The organism is Ruegeria sp. ANG-R (assembly GCF_000813985.1).
In the GTDB taxonomy this organism is placed as follows: domain Bacteria; phylum Pseudomonadota; class Alphaproteobacteria; order Rhodobacterales; family Rhodobacteraceae; genus Ruegeria.
Genome location: NZ_JWLJ01000006.1, coordinates 199478 through 214711, shown reverse-complemented (window position 1 = coordinate 214711; position 15234 = coordinate 199478). Strand labels below are relative to the sequence as shown.

Here is a 15234-nt window from a genome sequence, read left to right as displayed (position 1 = left end):
GAGCGTTTCTCCCCTTAGAGCCCGGTCACAAGCCGTGGCAGCCACAGCGACAGCTCGGGCAGGAATGTGGTGATCAGAACAACCGGGAAATAGGCCAGGAAGACGAACACCAGAGTGGGTTTCACGACCTTTGCAAGGGTTGTCTGGCCAATAAGCGTTCCGAAGTACAGGATCGGAGCCGTAGGCGGTGTAATCAGACCCATGCCAAGGTTAGTCCCGATGATCGCTGCGAAGTGAACCGGGTGCACACCAGCTTCGGTCACGACCGGCAGCAAAAGCGGTGCAGCCAGCAGGATACCCGAGATATCTTCCATGAACATGCCGATCATCAGCAGGAAAGCATTGACCAGCAACAGCAGCACGACCGGGTTGCTTGAGATGGCCAGCATAGATTCCAGAATCTGCTGAGGAACCTCTTCAAGGGTCAGAACCCGCGCCAGCATGTTCGCAGTGAAGATGACCAGCATCAGAACCGAAGTCACCTGCGCGGATTTCCAGACCACATCATAGAATGATTTGAAGGTCAGCTCACGGTAGATCAGGAAGGCAACCGGCAGAGCGTAGACAACGGCAACAGCGGCGGCTTCGGTCGGTGTGGTGATTCCGCCGTAGATGAAACCCAGAATGATCAGCGGCATGGCAAGGCCAAAACCTGCCTCACGAGACCTCTGAAACACGGTTTTCATCTGAACCTTGAACGGTTGGGGGTCTGCAACCTCAATGTCCATCTTTTTCGTGAGAACCATGTTCCAGAACGAAAAGAGCGCGATCAGAAGGCAAGCCGGCAGGAGCGGCGCAAGGAAGCAGGCCGCAATCGAAGTGCCAGTAACCCATCCGTAGAGGATCATCGTCGCGCTTGGTGGGATCAGCAGCGCCAATACAGCTGAACAGCTGACCAGCGAGGTTGCGTATCCACGATCATAACCTTGTTCGACCATTTTCGGGATCGCAATCGAACCAATCGCGGCCACAGCCGATGAGGCCATGCCCGAAATCGCGCCAAAAATAGCAGTGGTGATGACAGTCACCACGCCCAGACCAGAGCGATAGCGACCGAGAATGCTGTCAGCCAAATCCAAAAGGCGTTTCGCAATTCCACCCTGGGTCATGATGCCACCAGCAAGAATATAAAGAGGAATGGCAAGCAGAACGACCGACGAGACCTTGGAGTAGCCAGAGGTGATCAGGAACGTGGTTGAATTGTAATCACCAAAGATAATCAGGAAAGCGGCGGCGGCCACAAAGGTCATAGCAACAGGAACGCCCAACACCATCAAGGTAACGAGAAGAGCGACATCCATCAAAATTATAGAACTCATTTGTCGGTCTCCTCAGCGGAAGTGTGCGAAATCGTGGCTCGCAGGCTGTCGTAGGTTTCGAGAAGAAAATAGAAGGCGGTCAGAACCAGGCCGACGAACATCGTGCCGTAGATGAAGATCATTGGCACGCGCAGTTCGGTCGATTTGGTGTTCATCCGTTCGGTGAAGACCAGCAGATCCCACAAGGCGACGAGAATGTAGATCGTCAGCAAAGCTGCCAGAAAGCGTGTAAACGTATGCACGCCAGCTGTGATGCGCCCTTCGCCAAAAATGGTATCGACCAGACTTGCGGATATATGGCTTCGCTCGTGCGTCGCATAAGCAGCGCCAATGAAGTACATGATGATCCCGGCAAAACTGGCGAATTCCTCAATACCAAATAGCGAGTAGTTGAAGAGATACCGGGTAACGACCTGAAGAAAGACAGCTGCGGTGAAGGCAATGCTCGAAACAAACATCACAAAGCGCTGCGCTTTCAGGGTAAACACCCAAATTGGATTTTTTATCTGGGTTTGACGTTCTTCAAGCATTTCTTCCTCCCAAGTTGAAAAACGAGGGGCATGGCTTTCGCCACGCCCCCAGCTCGGGGGATTAGTTCCCGTAGTGGTTCTGGATCAGTTCATAGAGCTCGTCGCCGATTTCAGGCTTCATGAGCGGCCATGCGTCTGCACGGACAGCGGCGGCCATCGCTTCGATCTCGGGTTTCGTGTAGGTCACAACGGTTACACCGTCATCACGCAGTTGCTGGAGGTAACCCTCGTCGGCAGCTTGAACAGCATCGAAACGTTCCGTCGCCATTTCAGCAGCTATACCGGAGATTGCAGCAACATCCTCTTCCGGGAGGTTTGCCATCGAGAAGGCCGAGGTGAGAAGCCAGTTGATTTCAAAGTGGTCATTGAGTTGCAGCCATGTGTCCACAACACCGTTCCAGTCACGCACCGCATTCTCAGGTACGCCGCCGACCATTCCATCAATAACACCGGTCTGAACGCCGGTGTACAGTTCAGCCCAGGGCATGGTCGTGGTTGAATAACCGAGCCGTTCCAGTAGAGGTTTGTGGGTGCCCACACCCGACGGCCAAACGCGGATTTTCAGGTCGCTGTGATCCGCGTCCGGGTTTTTGGGGTCAGCAACCGGTTTGCCAACAGCAACGCCACCCAGTCCGAATGCATAGGGCGCAAGGAGTTCGATACCCTGTGGCTCGACCAGTCCATCTACGATATTGAACAGGAAGCCGCCGGTGTTCCAGGCCTCTTTTGCGCTGTCATAGTCCACAGCGGTGTAGGGGAACCAGGTCAGGGCCAGACGGGAATCAAACTTGGTCGAAACGGACTGAATGGCTAGATCAACAGAACCTTGGGCCAACTGTTCGTAAACCTCTTCCCAGTCACCCAGCTGGCTTGCCGGAAATACCCGCACCTCTACGCGACCCTCTGTAGCTTCAGCAACGCGAGATGCGAACTCGTTAGCCCATACATCCATATCGGAGTCGGGCGGCGAAAGGTGAGAAAGGCGAAGCGTAGTATCCGCAGCCGAAGCAGCGAAAGCTGTCAGCCCCATTGATACTGCTGTTGCCGCGGCCAATACGGCACGACGGGTGAGTTTGATTGTCATTGGAGATCCTCCCATTTGATTTGATCCTCATGCCCTCAGCGACAGAGCAATTAGTGGGAGTCAGGATAGGAATGGAATCAGGGATCAAATTGAATATGATGGTCCATTTTTATAACGAAACGGACATTGCCTATTCGCCTGATCACCATTGTTTTGATACGAACTGAAAGGCCCGGTTGCTTTTGCATCCGAGCCTGTGGTCGCTGGTCGCTGTTTAGTTCAACCCTGGAATTTCGTGGTCAATGCCCGTTCCCCAAGTGTCGGCCAAGGTGTACCCTAGTTGATAGGGATCAGTGGGATCAGACCCGAGTTGCATTGTTCCATATATCCATGCGCGTCCAGAAATTTGCGGGAGGATTGCTTTTCGCCCGCCGACCGTTGTTTCGCCAACAACGGATGTCAAAAAGCTTGAATTGATTGTCGAACGCATATCAAGCGCTTCGCCGATCGATATCTCACCCTTTGCGTACATCGCCGCCATTCGAGCCGCCGAACCCGTGCCACATGGTGAGCGGTCGACACGCCCTGGCGGCATGATTGTCGCATTCCGAAAGACCTTCGCAGCAGGCTTTTCTTTACCTGTGAACATCAAGAACTCGATTGAGTTGAACTGTTCGATCTCCGGATGCTGTACATTAAACTGCTCTTGAGCTGCCTTCTTAATGTCGTTGCCCAGCCTGACCATATCCTGCGCGACATCCGGACCAATCTGAAAACCAAGTTGTTCGACATTGGGCATGACATAGAACACTCCGCCAAAAGCAACGTCCACGGATATGGTCCCAATCCCTGCCACTTCGAGCTTTGCGTCCAACAGCTCCACGTATGCGGGAAAAAAGTCTAACGTGACCCTCTCCACGCGACCATCTCGGCAAGACGCTTTCGCAGTTACAAGCCCGGCAGCAGTATCTAATACCACCTCGGTTTCCGGCTCCTTCATAGGGATAATACCGGTTTCGAGCAGCACAGTTGTGACACACATGGCGTTTGAGCCTGACATTGCGTGTGATCCGTCAGCCTGCATGGGAATAAATGCAGCGTCAGCCGACGCGTCGCTTGCGGGCAACAGCAGGTTTGTTGTCATCTGCGCGCACCCTCGTGGCTCTTGGTTTACAAACTTCCGCAAGTCGTCGTTCGCCTGAAGATATTCAAGTTTCTCCAATGTTGAATTGCCGGGGATATTCAACACTCCACCTGTAACGACTCTTCCAACTTCACCTTCGGCATGTGCCCCAATAACCGTCACGGTTCGATTCCAACGCATGATCCCTCCTTGAGTCTTTGTATTCATTTGAGGTACATGGCAGACTGATAATAGAACAAATGAGACATTTTGTGTGACGATGAAAAGCAATGTCTGACTTGCTAACAACCAATGCAAACGAACAGATCGACCCAGACGTTCGATTTGCCTTCATTTTGACCCCGGCCTTCACGATCTTACCTTTGGCCGGGTTTATCGATGCAGTCAGGCATTCGTCGGATGAAGCAGATCGCAGCAGGCAGGTATTTTGCCATTGGGACGTGCTTTCACACGATAAGGAGCCCGTTTGCTCCAGCTCCGGACTTTCTATCGCTCCTTGGAAAACGTACGATGAAGCTGGGGAATATGACTATATTGTCGTCGTTGGCGGACTGATCGATCAACTAGATGGCATCCATGCCGATACCTTTGAGTTTTTACAGAAGCAGCATGCACTTGGCACAAAACTGGTCGGTCTTTGCACCGGTAGTTTCGCGATTGCAAAGGCTGGATTGCTGGGCGGAAAAAGAGCGGCGATTCATGCTCACCACCGACCAGAATTTATGGCCATGTTTCCGGAAAGTATTCCGATTGAAAACGAACTTTACGTTAGCGACGACGGGATTCTGACCTGTCCCGGTGGCACGGCAGCAATTGACCTCGCAGTTGAAATTCTAATTGAGCGTTGTGGAAGGTCCAGAGGGATGAAAGGCCTTACTGCTCTGGTTGTCGACGAACACCGTATGGCTCACGAAGTGGGCAGGCTTCCGTTTCAGGATCTGGAAGAATGCGGGAACTGGCGGGTTGAGCAAGCCATAAAAATTATGCGCCAAAAGCTTCGGGAACCTGACACGACGGAACATCTCGCCGCAATGCTTGGTTCAACTGTGCGCCAACTAAACCGCGTGTTTCTCAAGCACGCCAAAGCGACGCCACAAGAAGTTTGGCGCGACATGCGTCTGCAACACGCCAGATGGCGGCTGATGAACTCGAAACGAACCGTAACCCAGATCGCGTATGAATGCGGCTTTTCAGACAGCAGCCACTTTTCGCGCTGGTTTAAAACCCGCTTCGGAGAAACGCCCAGAACCTACCGAGAGCAAAGACTTGCTAAACCCCGCTGAAAGCAAATCGAAACGCTTTCCAATTCCCGTGGGCGAAAACAGCGTGATTCCATTTAACCAAATGTAAGAGATTTCAAGTGGTACGGCTAAACACACACTCCGCATTGTCGCTTCCACATTGCTCGGACAAGCCACCGGTAATTTTTGAAGTTTTTTTGTCCAAAATGAGTTTTCGGATCTCGAGGTATCCTCTGTCATTTCGACCTTATCGGTTGCGAACCAAGTACTTACCCGCGAACGGTTCCGCTGGACTTTCATTTCTGACAGCCCCGGGGCTTGTTGAAGGCCGTTGCGGTATGATGGTCAGGGCAAAACCAGCGATTTTTGATCACAACTTGAGGGATTTCTTAGTGGTGGTTAACCGTCTGAACGGTTGCACCTATTGCATGGCGGCGCACACGGCCGTATCGGAGATGGCAGGAGTGGATGATAGTGTGATCACGGCATTGCGCGCGGGTACACCAATCGCGGACGCCAGACTCGAAGCGCTCCATATTTTTGCTGAAACCATCAACGAATCGCGGGGATGGGCCAGTGTTGAGCAGGTCGATGCTCTGATCGAGGCCGGATATTCAAAGCAGACCGTTCTTGAGGTCATCGCCGGGACGGCACTCAAGGTTTTGTCGAACTACACAACCCACATCGTGAACCGTCCGCCTGCTTCGCTTCTAAGATCGTTTGCAGCCAAAACCGGACCTTCATCGTCAGGCTTTGCAAACCCCGAAATGCGGGACGAACCAGCCTTTTACACTTGGCGCCCAGTACCTGGTTCCTGCTCTTTGCGGTGCAGCCCAAAAAATGCAACACCTTATCAAAGCTTTCCTTCGGCGAGAGAAAACAACTCGATTGGACGAGCAAGGCCACGAACTTCATGAAACCCACAAGGCAAAAACAGATCAGGTGAGGCGCCAGCAATCGCTGATGTCGCCAGCACTCTGTGGCCAATAGATTTGGTCAAACCCTCAATTCGACTGGCAACATTCACTGCGCTCCCGAGAACCGTGAAATCAAGCCTTCCTGGACTGCCGATGTTGCCATAGCTGACTTGCCCAACGTTGATCCCTATCCCAACATCCAAAGACAATTTTTTGGCCTCGATACGGCGACGGTTGAGCGTCGCCAAACCGGCCAATATACTTTGTGCGGCTTGCGCAGCCTGTCGGCATCGGTCGGCGTGATCACTCTGAGTTTCGATGGTGAAGATCGAGAGAATTCCATCCCCCATAAACTTGAGAACGTCGCCACCGTTCTCTTCCACAGATTGAACGACCAGATCAAAATAGCCACTCAGTGCGTCAAAAACATCTTCCTCGGGTGCGACTTCTGAAAGTGCCGTGAAACCTCGTAAGTCAGAAAACATGACGACTGCATCAAGGGTCGTTCGTTCGCCTCGCTTGATCCGCCCGTTCCACACGGCATCGGAGGGCCCATCGCCAAGATATGTTCGTAGTAGCCCTTTGGCTGACTTGCGCATCGTGACAGGTTCCAAAGCGCAAGACAGAGCAGGCAGTGCGGTCTCAATCAATTTCAGATGTTGCGGTGAAAAGCCGTTTGGTTCCTGCGTGACAAACGTGCAGCCGTGTAGTGATCCATCGCCATAATACATCAGAGTCGCATAGTAATCTGTGCCACCTAGCTCAGCGAATTCAAGATACGATGAATGCTCAGTCTTTGGGTTCAGTTGTCGCAGGTTTTTGTGAAGCGGCTTTCTGTGCTCCAGAATGTACTCAAACGAGCTGCCAACATACCCTTCTGTCAACATCGTTTCATGAGTTACGTCGTAGCTGTCGGTCCCGTCAGGAGTCCAAACGACCCCCCATGCTATGAGTAAAGGATTGGCGAAACGCTGACCGATATTGACCCGCCAGAGCGGTACACCTTGCTCAATTAAGGACGAGCAGAAATGAGAAACTACCTTCACCGGGTCGCCTGAGCGGCGCCCTTCGGTAATCATCCAGTTGGTTAGTTGTGCTACGGAGGCCATGTTCTCAAACTAGTCGTTTGGACAAGATGATCAAAGAACCTTGGCTCCCCCCCTCTGTTGTCGTGTCGCTTGGGGACAAGATCATCTTCGATAGTGAGGTAAGCTCATCAGTGCAGCAATGGAGCCTCTGAATGCCGACAAGAAAACGACCGAATGTGATACTGATCTTGGCTGATGATCTGGGTTTTGCAGATTTGGGTGCCACCGGATCGGAAATACGCACTCCAAATATCGATAGCCTTGCAAGGGATGGTGTGCTGCTTACGGCAATGTATAACTGTGCCCGCTGTTGTCCTACGCGGGCATCTCTTTTGACCGGGTTGTACCCGCACAACGCCGGCGTGGGTCACATGGGGGCCGATCTGGGTACGCTCGCGTACCAAGGGTTTTTACGCAATGACAGCGCCACCATAGCGGAGCACCTACGTGCAGGTGGCTATCGGACCTTGATGTCCGGCAAATGGCATGTCGCCGGAGATTTCATGGCACGCGAAGTTGACAGTTGGCGGGTCGGAGATGTTGAGCATCCGACGCCGAGACAGCGCGGTTTTGATCGCTTCTATGGGATCGTCGATGGCGTGACGCATTTCTTCTCGCCGCATTACATGCTCGAAGATGACAGCCGTGTTATGACATTCCCTGATGACTTCTATTTCACGGATGCGATCACGGACAAAGCGATTGGAATGATCGAAGAAACGCCTGACGATCAGCCATTTTTTCTTTATCTCGCACATACTGCACCGCATTGGCCGCTGCATGCCCATCCCGAGGACATCGCCCGCTATGACGGGATATATTCAGGTGGTTGGGACACAATCCGTACCGCACGACACGAAACCATGAACAGCATGAACCTGTTTCAGAAGAACTGGGAAATATCTCCGCGTGATGTTGCTGTTCACCCCTGGGAGGCCGAACGGAATACCGATTGGGAGGCACGAAAGATGGCCACCTATGCTGCGATGGTGGACCGGATGGACCAATCTATCGGTAGACTTATTGCTGCGCTAAAGCGTCTGGGTCAATTTGAAGACACGTTGATTTTGTTCCTGTCCGACAATGGCGGCTGCGCTGAATTCATGGCGGAAGACGGGTGGGCAAAATTCTTCCCGGACACCACTAATGACGGTCGCCCCATTGAAATGGGAAACCGCCCCGACGTGATGCCAGGCGATGCCCAGACATACCAAAGTTACGACAAACCGTGGGCAAACGTCTCGAATGCGCCATTTCGATTGTTCAAGCACTACGTCCATGAAGGCGGTATTTCGACTCCGCTCATAGCGCATTGGCCCAAGGGGTTTGCCTCCAAGGCAAACGCGCACACTGCCTGTCATGTCGTTGATGTTTTACCGACTATTTTGGAGGCAACGGGATGTCAGTACCAAAGTGAGGTTGGTGGTCACGAAATTCAGCCCATGCAAGGGCAGTCATTGATGGATCTGTTCCGTGGCAAGGACTGGGCACGGGAAGAACCTATCTTTTTCGAACATGAGGGAAATTCGGCGGTGCGGTTGGGTCAGTTCAAACTCGTCAGACAGCATGGGCAAGACTGGGAACTCTATGACATCGAAGCGGATCGCACAGAGTTGACTGATTTGAGAGGGAGCAACGCCGACTTGGAGGCAGACTTGATTAGCCAATACAACGACTGGGTCAAACGGACAGGTGTTATGGATTGGAATGTTGCGCTTCCGAGGCTGCTAGAGGCTTGGAAGATAGAAACAGCAGAAGGATAGTTGACTTCACGCAGGGTTCAGAACCGTCCATCTCCGCACTCCAGGGAGTGAACCCACTCCAGCCTGAACCGGACGTTCTAAAATAGACTTTGGAGTTGTTTGGGAACGGACGAACCTGTTGCTCGCTTCCTTTTTGGCTGAACCGAAAAGATCACAGACGTGAACTCAGGTGCCCACCCGGAAGCTTAAAGCGATGGCGCATGGCGTCTTGAACGGCCGTAGCGCTAAGTATCAGTCTTGCATTCGGAAGTTGCTCGGGGTCCAGATTGTCGAGCCAATATTGAAAGGACTTTTAAAGGCTGTCTTTCCCAGATCGCTGCTGCGCAACCTGGAGCGAAAAGCTGTGTCAAAGACTTTGGTGTTTGGACAACAAACACTTCGGCAGGCGTGCTCTTTCCGATCTCTTGCGCAACTGTCATTTTAGGGGCGCGCCGTTGAATATCATCGTTGGCGGCTGGTGGGCTCGGACATGCCACTGTGCCGGCTGGAGTGATCGGCCAAAGAAACGAGCAGGTTTGAGTCGCATAAGTCAGAACCGTGGGAATATGAAAGTAGGCAGACAAAATGAAACTATGTGAGTTACGAGATTCTCGAAACACAAGTTGTTACATACTTTCGTATTGCGGCTGGGATAAAACATGAAACGTAACTCCCGGCTCTCTCTCGCTCTGTACGCGCTCGGCCACATGGCATACGACGCCGAACCCGCGCAAACCTCAGCAAAATTGTAGCACATGCGGGCACCAACCCAGTGGTTGTCCGGCGCGTTTTGGGCAAGCGTCGTGAAGCGGGTTTGTTGACCTCGGAAAGAGGGCATTCAGGTGGGTTGCGATTTGCCCGTGCGCCGCACAGCATCGCACTGGCAGACGTGTATCTTGCATTCGATGAGCGGCGCATTTCTGTAAGTGCCGATACTGATCAGCACCAGTGTTCTCTTGAACACGCGCTGCACGACCGTGTTTCCCAAATCATGCAGGATGTCGAACGCAGCTTATTACAACGATTGGCCGACACGACAATTGCGGATGTTAGCGAGGCTGTGGAATAGCCGGGGATCTGTGCAGAGCCGAATAAGCGGGAATTCTCATTTACTGAAAAAAACCGGCGGCAATGACCTTTCCGGGTCACTACCGCCGCCAGGCACGCCTGCTCGATAAGGAAATTGCGGTCTCTAAGCGTCGTCCATGTCGAAGACAGGGTCCAGCACCAGAACCAAACGCGTTTCTCCTGAGCCTTCGATGGGTGGTGAGCGGTGCAGTAAACCAGAAGCAGGACTCTCCGGCCAAAGTGTTCCGCGCATGACCATCGGAGTCCCAGTAGCAACCGTAAAAACCTTTTTCGGCTCCTTGCCATCGGTCGATACACCGTATTGCGTTCCAGTGCCCCGATAGGTGCAGATCAGGCGCGCCATAATCGCATCGATGTGGAACTTTCGGCATGCGTTCGTGTTGACGACACCAAGGCGCAAACGCAAGTAAGGTGACCGCATGATTTCCGCGAACCGAACCGACAGGTCAGCGATATCTTCTACAAGCCACGTGCGTTCCGTGCATTCATCCATTCCTGCGATATCGCAAATATGTTGAACAGCCTCTCCTACCGCCTCTCCGCGCAGAACCGTGCGGGTCGTCGGTAACTGATCTGGGTGCAGCCCATCAATCCAGTCCTGAAACCCTTTGGGCGGTTGTCGGCGCCAGATCGTAGCGGCGCATCCCGGTTTGTAGATTGCCGCCAAATCGCTGGGCTTATCCGCAATGCCAACGCCGATTGCAGCATCCCTGACCTCCGTTTGTGCGAAGGTCACGCCGCCTCTCCTTCACGCCGCCAGCCGGGGAACGGGTCCGGAAGGTCCAGCGGCAGCGCATCCGGGCCTGCGGCAACGCTCTCGGGGACTAGGCAGGCGTCCAGTCGCCTTTTTAGCGCCGGCCAATCGATACCAGAGCCGATGAATACGATCTCTTGCCGACGGTCGCCCCACGGCTCGGACCAATGCGCCTGCATGTATTCCCGTGTACTTTCGTGGTCCGGCCAGCGCTCCTTGGGCACCGAAGCCCACCATGTGCCCAATGGCCTGACGGAAGACAGAGCCCCGGCCATCGAGAATTCGGCAACCCAATTGGGGCGCGTCGCCAGCCAGAAATGTCCTTTCGCGCGGATGACACCGGGCAAATCCCCATTCAGTACTTTCAGAATCTTCTCAGGCTCAAACGGTTGCCGTGCGCGGTAGACATAGCTGGCAACACCGTATTCCTCGGTTTCGGGCACGTGGTCGGCAAAGCCATAAAGCTCCTTCGCCCACATCGGGTGCTCATGTGCTTTTTCGAAGTCAAACATGCCCGTATCGAGAATCGCCTCGGCAGCTACATCTGAATGGTTGGTTTCGATGATGCGAGCATCCGCGTTCAGGCTGCGGACGATTTTGCGTGCGGCATCGGTACATTCCGGGCCTGCGTCAGCGACCTTGTTCAGAATGACCACATCGGCAAATTCGATCTGCTCCACAAGCAAATTGACTAAGGTGCGGTCATCTTCTTCACCCAGAGTTTCACCCCGATCCTTAAGAAAGTCGTGGCTGGAGTAGTCTTGCAACAGATTTACGGCATCGACGACAGTTACCATCGTGTCCAATCGAGACACATCAGAAAGGCTCTCGCCTAGCTCATCCCGAAAATCGAAAGTTGCTGCAACAGGAAGAGGTTCGGAGATGCCGGTAGACTCGATCAACAGATAGTCAAAGCGGCCATCTTCTGCCAGACGGCGCACCTCTTGCAACAGGTCATCGCGAAGTGTGCAGCAGATACAACCATTTGACATTTCGACCAAAGTCTCATCGGTACGCGACAGCTCCGTATCCGCGCGCACAAGATCGGCGTCGATATTGACCTCAGACATGTCGTTGACGATGACGGCCACACGACGACCTTCACGATTGTTCAAAACGCGATTGAGCAATGTGGTTTTGCCGGCACCAAGAAATCCGGACAGGACAGTTACGGGTAGTCGAGTATCAGTCATTGCCTTGCAACTCCGTCGAGTTTTGGGTTTGTGTAGGTTGGGTTTTGCGCAACAGATCAAGGCTGCGCTGGATCTCTGACCGCTCCAAATTGCGGCCGATCAATACGATGCGGGTGCGCCGGTCTTCGCCTGTCCAATTCTTCAACGGGACTGGCGGATCGAAAATGTGCTGGACACCATGGAACGCAAACGGCGTGTCGATACCATCAAGAAACAAGATGCCTTTTACGCGCAGGATGTCCTGGCCCTTGTAAGCGATCAGGGTGTCGAACCATCTATCGAACACGTCATCGTCCAGCGCTTCGTCCAAAACAATCGAAATAGACGCTATGTCAGTGTCATGACGACGAAACTCGGACGTCGTCGCCGAACTCATCGTGGAGGTCGGTTTTAGACCGGAGAGATTTCCCAAGGGATCTTCAGCAACCTTGGGCGTCGTCCACGCAAGGGCATCTTGTTGCCGAGCGTCTTCCCGCAAGCTCGTCAGGCTCCAAAGCCTTTTCGGCTCGAACTCACGGTCTGAAGGGCGAATGATGTCGGCCGTTGGGTTCAGAGCGCGCAGTCTTTCGGTAACAGCTTTGACAGAAGTTTTGGAAACAAGGTCTGTTTTGCTCAAGACAATCAGATCGGCCATCACAACTTGAGACACGGCCTCGAATTGGGCATCCAAAGTCGCAGGCCCATTTACCGCATCCACAACCGTGACAACACCGTCCATTCGAGTATTTCGACCAAGATATGGATCTACCAGCAGCGTTTGAAGAATCGGACCCGGATCAGCCAGCCCTGTCGTTTCAATCACCACGCGATCAAAATTGAGGATGCCTTCGTCTTTCCGCGCAAGTAGCTTGACGAACGTGTCTGAAAGATCACCGCGGATGGAACAGCACAAGCAGCCTGAAGGCATCAACATGACATCGCCGTCCACTGTTTCAATCAGGTCATGATCCAGACCTGCCTCACCAAATTCATTTACAATGACGGCAATGGGTCCTGAAGATGAGGCCGAAAGCACCTGATTGAGCAAAGTCGTTTTACCCGCACCCAAAAACCCTGTGAGCAAAGTCACCGGGACGCGCAGGTCCTCAGTGGGGTCGGGCTGGGTCTTCGAGGTGTGGGTCATAAACATCGTGTGTTCATATATGTAATAACATCACATTTCTAGAAAAAAACAACCGGACTGTCCAGATAGGTCAACGCCAAGCCAAAACTGACCAGCGTGATAAGAGCGCCACCGGCAATGTGAACAGCCCAGAACAAGCGCAGCTACAACCACCAAACCAATTGCACTAGCTGCCTGCGCTAGGCTTGAAACCAGTATCAGCAGGGCCATTCGGCGCATCGCGGCTCCGCTCGTCAGGGCTGTGCCACCTAAAAGCACCTTTCCATGACCGGGGCCAAGCGCATGGACAAAACCATAGGCAGCGGTAGCGCTGCATAGCGCCAAGATGGCTAGGTTGTCACCTGAATGAATAGCCCGCAGAGGTCCCGCAATCGCATTCTGAAACGCACGTTGTTCACGCATCGCCCACAAAAAAGGCTGTTCCACGGCACAAGCAAGTAAAGAACGGCTAACCCCAAAAGTAGCACGGCGAAAAGCCTGATAGTGTACGCTCGGTTAAAGTCTGGCCATTTCCCATATTGGTCGTCAGATAAACAGACACTTGTAAAGGCCAGTCCGCGCAGTAGGTTCTAGGGCAACAGTACCTGTAACCCCTACTTGTCGAATGACTGTTCTGGGTTGCAACCGGTCTTAGGTGGGAAAAGCTGCTAGTAGAAACACTGTGTCCGGTTTTCCGACGCTTCACACGCGACGAACTTGCGAACGTCAACAGGTGAAATCTTTGGTCTCAGAATGTCGAAACAACCTTCGCCAATTCTCGAGCCGCAGCAGCATCTTGAAGCGGAGGCAAGCCGAATAGTCGTCGATACTCGCGGCTGAATTGGGACGCGCTTTCATAGCCAACACGGTAAGCCACCGACGCAGCGTTACCTTCACGGGCAACCAGGTAGCGCTTTGCTTCATGTAGCCGGAACTGCTTTTGGTATTGGAGCGGGCTGACACCTGTGACTTTCTTAAAGCGACGGTGGAAGGTCGTAAGGCTCATACCCGCCAATTCGGCCATTTCACGGACCTCTAAGCGTTCGGCGTGATGTTGACGCATGAATTCCATCGTCTTTCGAATGCGGGATAGATCGGAATCCGCGGTGCCAATCTGGCCCAAGAATGGCCCCATTGGTCCAACGAGAAGCCTGTATAGAAGCTCCTGCTCATAAAGAGGTCCAACGCTTGTATTTCATTTGGGCGGTCGAGTATGCCTAACAGTCTGCCCCATGTTTCAATCAGCAATTCAGAAGCTGACTGTAACCCAAAACTCTGATCGCCCGAGTGCTCAGATATCGGGGCTTTTCGCATCGCGTCGGCGAGTTTGGTTGTATTGATCGTTAAGGCAAGCGCCAGAAAAGGTTCGCGGACAGATGCGCGGGTGACTTGTCCGAGCGCCGACAATTCTGCAGCTATACCCAGGCAAGAACCACCCGAATAGTCCAGCACCTTATCGCCGATGATGGTGCGCTTTTCACCCTGTAAGATCAGGTAAACGCTTGGCTCATACATAAGCGGGATCAGCTCAGTCGGCTGGTCCAGCTTATAAATTTCCAAATCAGGAACCGCAGTTGAGCCTGCATGTTTCAACGCAAGCTCTTTGAGATCGGGCAGCTGCTTCATTCAAGGAATAAGGCGGTCTACCTTTGAAAAGTCAATGCTGTGACAGAAATAGGCAATGATTGCACATAATCAGGCAGGGACGCTCCCTGCTCCACGCCCATATGGTCAACAACGATCAAGCAATTATGGAGTATTGAAATGGAAAAGCGACAACTGGGTAAACAAGGTCTTGAAGTAAGCAACACCATACCATCAACGGAGTTGTATTTAGTCGTCACCAAACATGATCGCACAACCTACAACAAAACGGCGTGCAACGCAGGTGGCTGAGGATTTGCATTCATTTTGCAGGCGCCAAATTTGACTTCGGGTCCGTGAAGTCGCGTATAGAGTGATGCGCTGCAGCGGAAGGGCTCTGCTTGAAAGACTGAATTGGGCTGTGAACCACCGGATTGTGGCTCCGGTATGAACCAGATGCCGTGTCGCACCCAATGCTCGGCGTGCGCCCACGCTCAAGGCTTCTGC

Annotated in this window: 14 protein-coding genes; 4 read left to right on the top strand and 10 right to left on the bottom strand. The window is 53.0% G+C overall.

What is annotated here, in order from left to right; genetic code table 11:
* Positions 1–14: 14 nt before the first annotated feature.
* The 4 genes from RA27_RS15515 to RA27_RS15500 all read right to left on the bottom strand — a co-directional run bounded on the left by RA27_RS15515 (position 15) and on the right by RA27_RS15500 (position 4197).
* Positions 15–1319 carry a TRAP transporter large permease gene (locus tag RA27_RS15515; RefSeq protein ID WP_039540936.1) on the bottom strand — a complete coding sequence of 435 codons (1305 nt, stop codon included), beginning with the start codon at positions 1317–1319 and terminating at the stop codon, positions 15–17.
* Positions 1316–1849, bottom strand: coding sequence for a TRAP transporter small permease subunit (locus tag RA27_RS15510; RefSeq protein WP_039540933.1), 534 nt, complete (start codon positions 1847–1849; stop codon positions 1316–1318). The genes RA27_RS15515 and RA27_RS15510 overlap by 4 nt, the downstream gene beginning before the upstream one ends.
* Before the next feature lie 61 nt (positions 1850–1910).
* Positions 1911–2933: a TRAP transporter substrate-binding protein DctP gene (gene dctP / locus RA27_RS15505; protein ID WP_039540930.1), complete on the bottom strand. Its 1023-nt coding sequence runs from the start codon at positions 2931–2933 to the stop codon at positions 1911–1913.
* Between the two features lie 214 nt (positions 2934–3147).
* Positions 3148–4197 (bottom strand): proline racemase family protein, encoded by a 1050-nt coding sequence (locus tag RA27_RS15500; protein ID WP_039540927.1) that lies wholly within the window; start codon positions 4195–4197, stop codon positions 3148–3150.
* Between the two features lie 89 nt (positions 4198–4286).
* On the opposite strand from RA27_RS15500, the gene RA27_RS15495 reads away from it, so the two are divergent.
* On the top strand, positions 4287–5300 hold the full coding sequence (locus RA27_RS15495; protein WP_039540924.1) for a GlxA family transcriptional regulator: 1014 nt from the start codon (positions 4287–4289) through the stop codon (positions 5298–5300).
* Between the two features lie 296 nt (positions 5301–5596).
* Positions 5597–6175 (top strand): carboxymuconolactone decarboxylase family protein, encoded by a 579-nt coding sequence (locus RA27_RS24090; RefSeq protein WP_152610711.1) that lies wholly within the window; start codon positions 5597–5599, stop codon positions 6173–6175.
* Here the strand turns inward: RA27_RS24090 and RA27_RS15490 are convergent.
* Positions 6112–7284 carry an adenylate/guanylate cyclase domain-containing protein gene (locus RA27_RS15490; protein ID WP_039540921.1) on the bottom strand — a complete coding sequence of 391 codons (1173 nt, stop codon included), beginning with the start codon at positions 7282–7284 and terminating at the stop codon, positions 6112–6114. The two genes, RA27_RS24090 and RA27_RS15490, sit on opposite strands and share 64 nt — an antisense overlap.
* Positions 7285–7415: 131 nt before the next feature.
* Here RA27_RS15490 and RA27_RS15485 point away from each other — a divergent pair, with 131 nt between their 5' ends.
* Both RA27_RS15485 and RA27_RS15480 read left to right on the top strand, forming a co-directional pair.
* On the top strand, positions 7416–9026 hold the full coding sequence (locus tag RA27_RS15485; protein WP_039540917.1) for an arylsulfatase: 1611 nt from the start codon (positions 7416–7418) through the stop codon (positions 9024–9026).
* Between the two features lie 751 nt (positions 9027–9777).
* Complete coding sequence (locus RA27_RS15480) at positions 9778–10074, top strand: Rrf2 family transcriptional regulator (protein WP_343294162.1); 297 nt, start codon at positions 9778–9780, stop codon at positions 10072–10074.
* A 123-nt stretch (positions 10075–10197) separates the two neighbouring features.
* On the opposite strand, the gene RA27_RS15475 is transcribed toward RA27_RS15480, so the two are convergent.
* The 5 genes from RA27_RS15475 to RA27_RS15460 all read right to left on the bottom strand — a co-directional run bounded on the left by RA27_RS15475 (position 10198) and on the right by RA27_RS15460 (position 14769).
* Positions 10198–10830 carry a DUF1826 domain-containing protein gene (locus tag RA27_RS15475; RefSeq protein WP_039540913.1) on the bottom strand — a complete coding sequence of 211 codons (633 nt, stop codon included), beginning with the start codon at positions 10828–10830 and terminating at the stop codon, positions 10198–10200.
* The gene (locus RA27_RS15470; RefSeq protein WP_039540910.1) at positions 10827–12041 is read right to left on the bottom strand and encodes a GTP-binding protein; all 1215 of its coding nucleotides are present in this window, start codon (positions 12039–12041) and stop codon (positions 10827–10829) included. Before RA27_RS15470 ends, RA27_RS15475 begins: the two co-directional genes overlap by 4 nt.
* Entirely contained in the window at positions 12034–13170 is a 1137-nt protein-coding gene (locus tag RA27_RS15465) for a GTP-binding protein (protein ID WP_241484085.1), read from the bottom strand. The genes RA27_RS15470 and RA27_RS15465 overlap by 8 nt, the downstream gene beginning before the upstream one ends.
* Positions 13171–13891: 721 nt before the next feature.
* Positions 13892–14206 carry an AraC family transcriptional regulator gene (locus RA27_RS23205; RefSeq protein ID WP_193746528.1) on the bottom strand — a complete coding sequence of 105 codons (315 nt, stop codon included), beginning with the start codon at positions 14204–14206 and terminating at the stop codon, positions 13892–13894.
* The gene (locus RA27_RS15460; protein ID WP_052265313.1) at positions 14179–14769 is read right to left on the bottom strand and encodes an AraC family transcriptional regulator; all 591 of its coding nucleotides are present in this window, start codon (positions 14767–14769) and stop codon (positions 14179–14181) included. The genes RA27_RS23205 and RA27_RS15460 overlap by 28 nt, the downstream gene beginning before the upstream one ends.
* Between the last annotated feature and the right edge of the window lie 465 nt (positions 14770–15234).

What these genes read in the sequence shown, in the direction of transcription:
- RA27_RS15460 (WP_052265313.1), bottom strand. Translation starts at nt 14,769, where the DNA reads ATGAAGCAGCTGCCCGATCTCAAAGAGCTTGCGTTGAAACATGCAGGC.
- RA27_RS15510 (WP_039540933.1), bottom strand. Translation starts at nt 1,849, where the DNA reads ATGCTTGAAGAACGTCAAACCCAGATAAAAAATCCAATTTGGGTGTTT.
- RA27_RS15515 (WP_039540936.1), bottom strand. Translation starts at nt 1,319, where the DNA reads ATGAGTTCTATAATTTTGATGGATGTCGCTCTTCTCGTTACCTTGATG.
- dctP (WP_039540930.1), bottom strand. Translation starts at nt 2,933, where the DNA reads ATGACAATCAAACTCACCCGTCGTGCCGTATTGGCCGCGGCAACAGCA.
- RA27_RS15465 (WP_241484085.1), bottom strand. Translation starts at nt 13,170, where the DNA reads ATGTTTATGACCCACACCTCGAAGACCCAGCCCGACCCCACTGAGGAC.
- RA27_RS15495 (WP_039540924.1), top strand. Translation starts at nt 4,287, where the DNA reads ATGTCTGACTTGCTAACAACCAATGCAAACGAACAGATCGACCCAGAC.
- RA27_RS15485 (WP_039540917.1), top strand. Translation starts at nt 7,416, where the DNA reads ATGCCGACAAGAAAACGACCGAATGTGATACTGATCTTGGCTGATGAT.
- RA27_RS15470 (WP_039540910.1), bottom strand. Translation starts at nt 12,041, where the DNA reads ATGACTGATACTCGACTACCCGTAACTGTCCTGTCCGGATTTCTTGGT.
- RA27_RS15500 (WP_039540927.1), bottom strand. Translation starts at nt 4,197, where the DNA reads ATGCGTTGGAATCGAACCGTGACGGTTATTGGGGCACATGCCGAAGGT.
- RA27_RS24090 (WP_152610711.1), top strand. Translation starts at nt 5,597, where the DNA reads ATGATGGTCAGGGCAAAACCAGCGATTTTTGATCACAACTTGAGGGAT.
- RA27_RS15490 (WP_039540921.1), bottom strand. Translation starts at nt 7,284, where the DNA reads ATGGCCTCCGTAGCACAACTAACCAACTGGATGATTACCGAAGGGCGC.
- RA27_RS23205 (WP_193746528.1), bottom strand. Translation starts at nt 14,206, where the DNA reads ATGCGTCAACATCACGCCGAACGCTTAGAGGTCCGTGAAATGGCCGAA.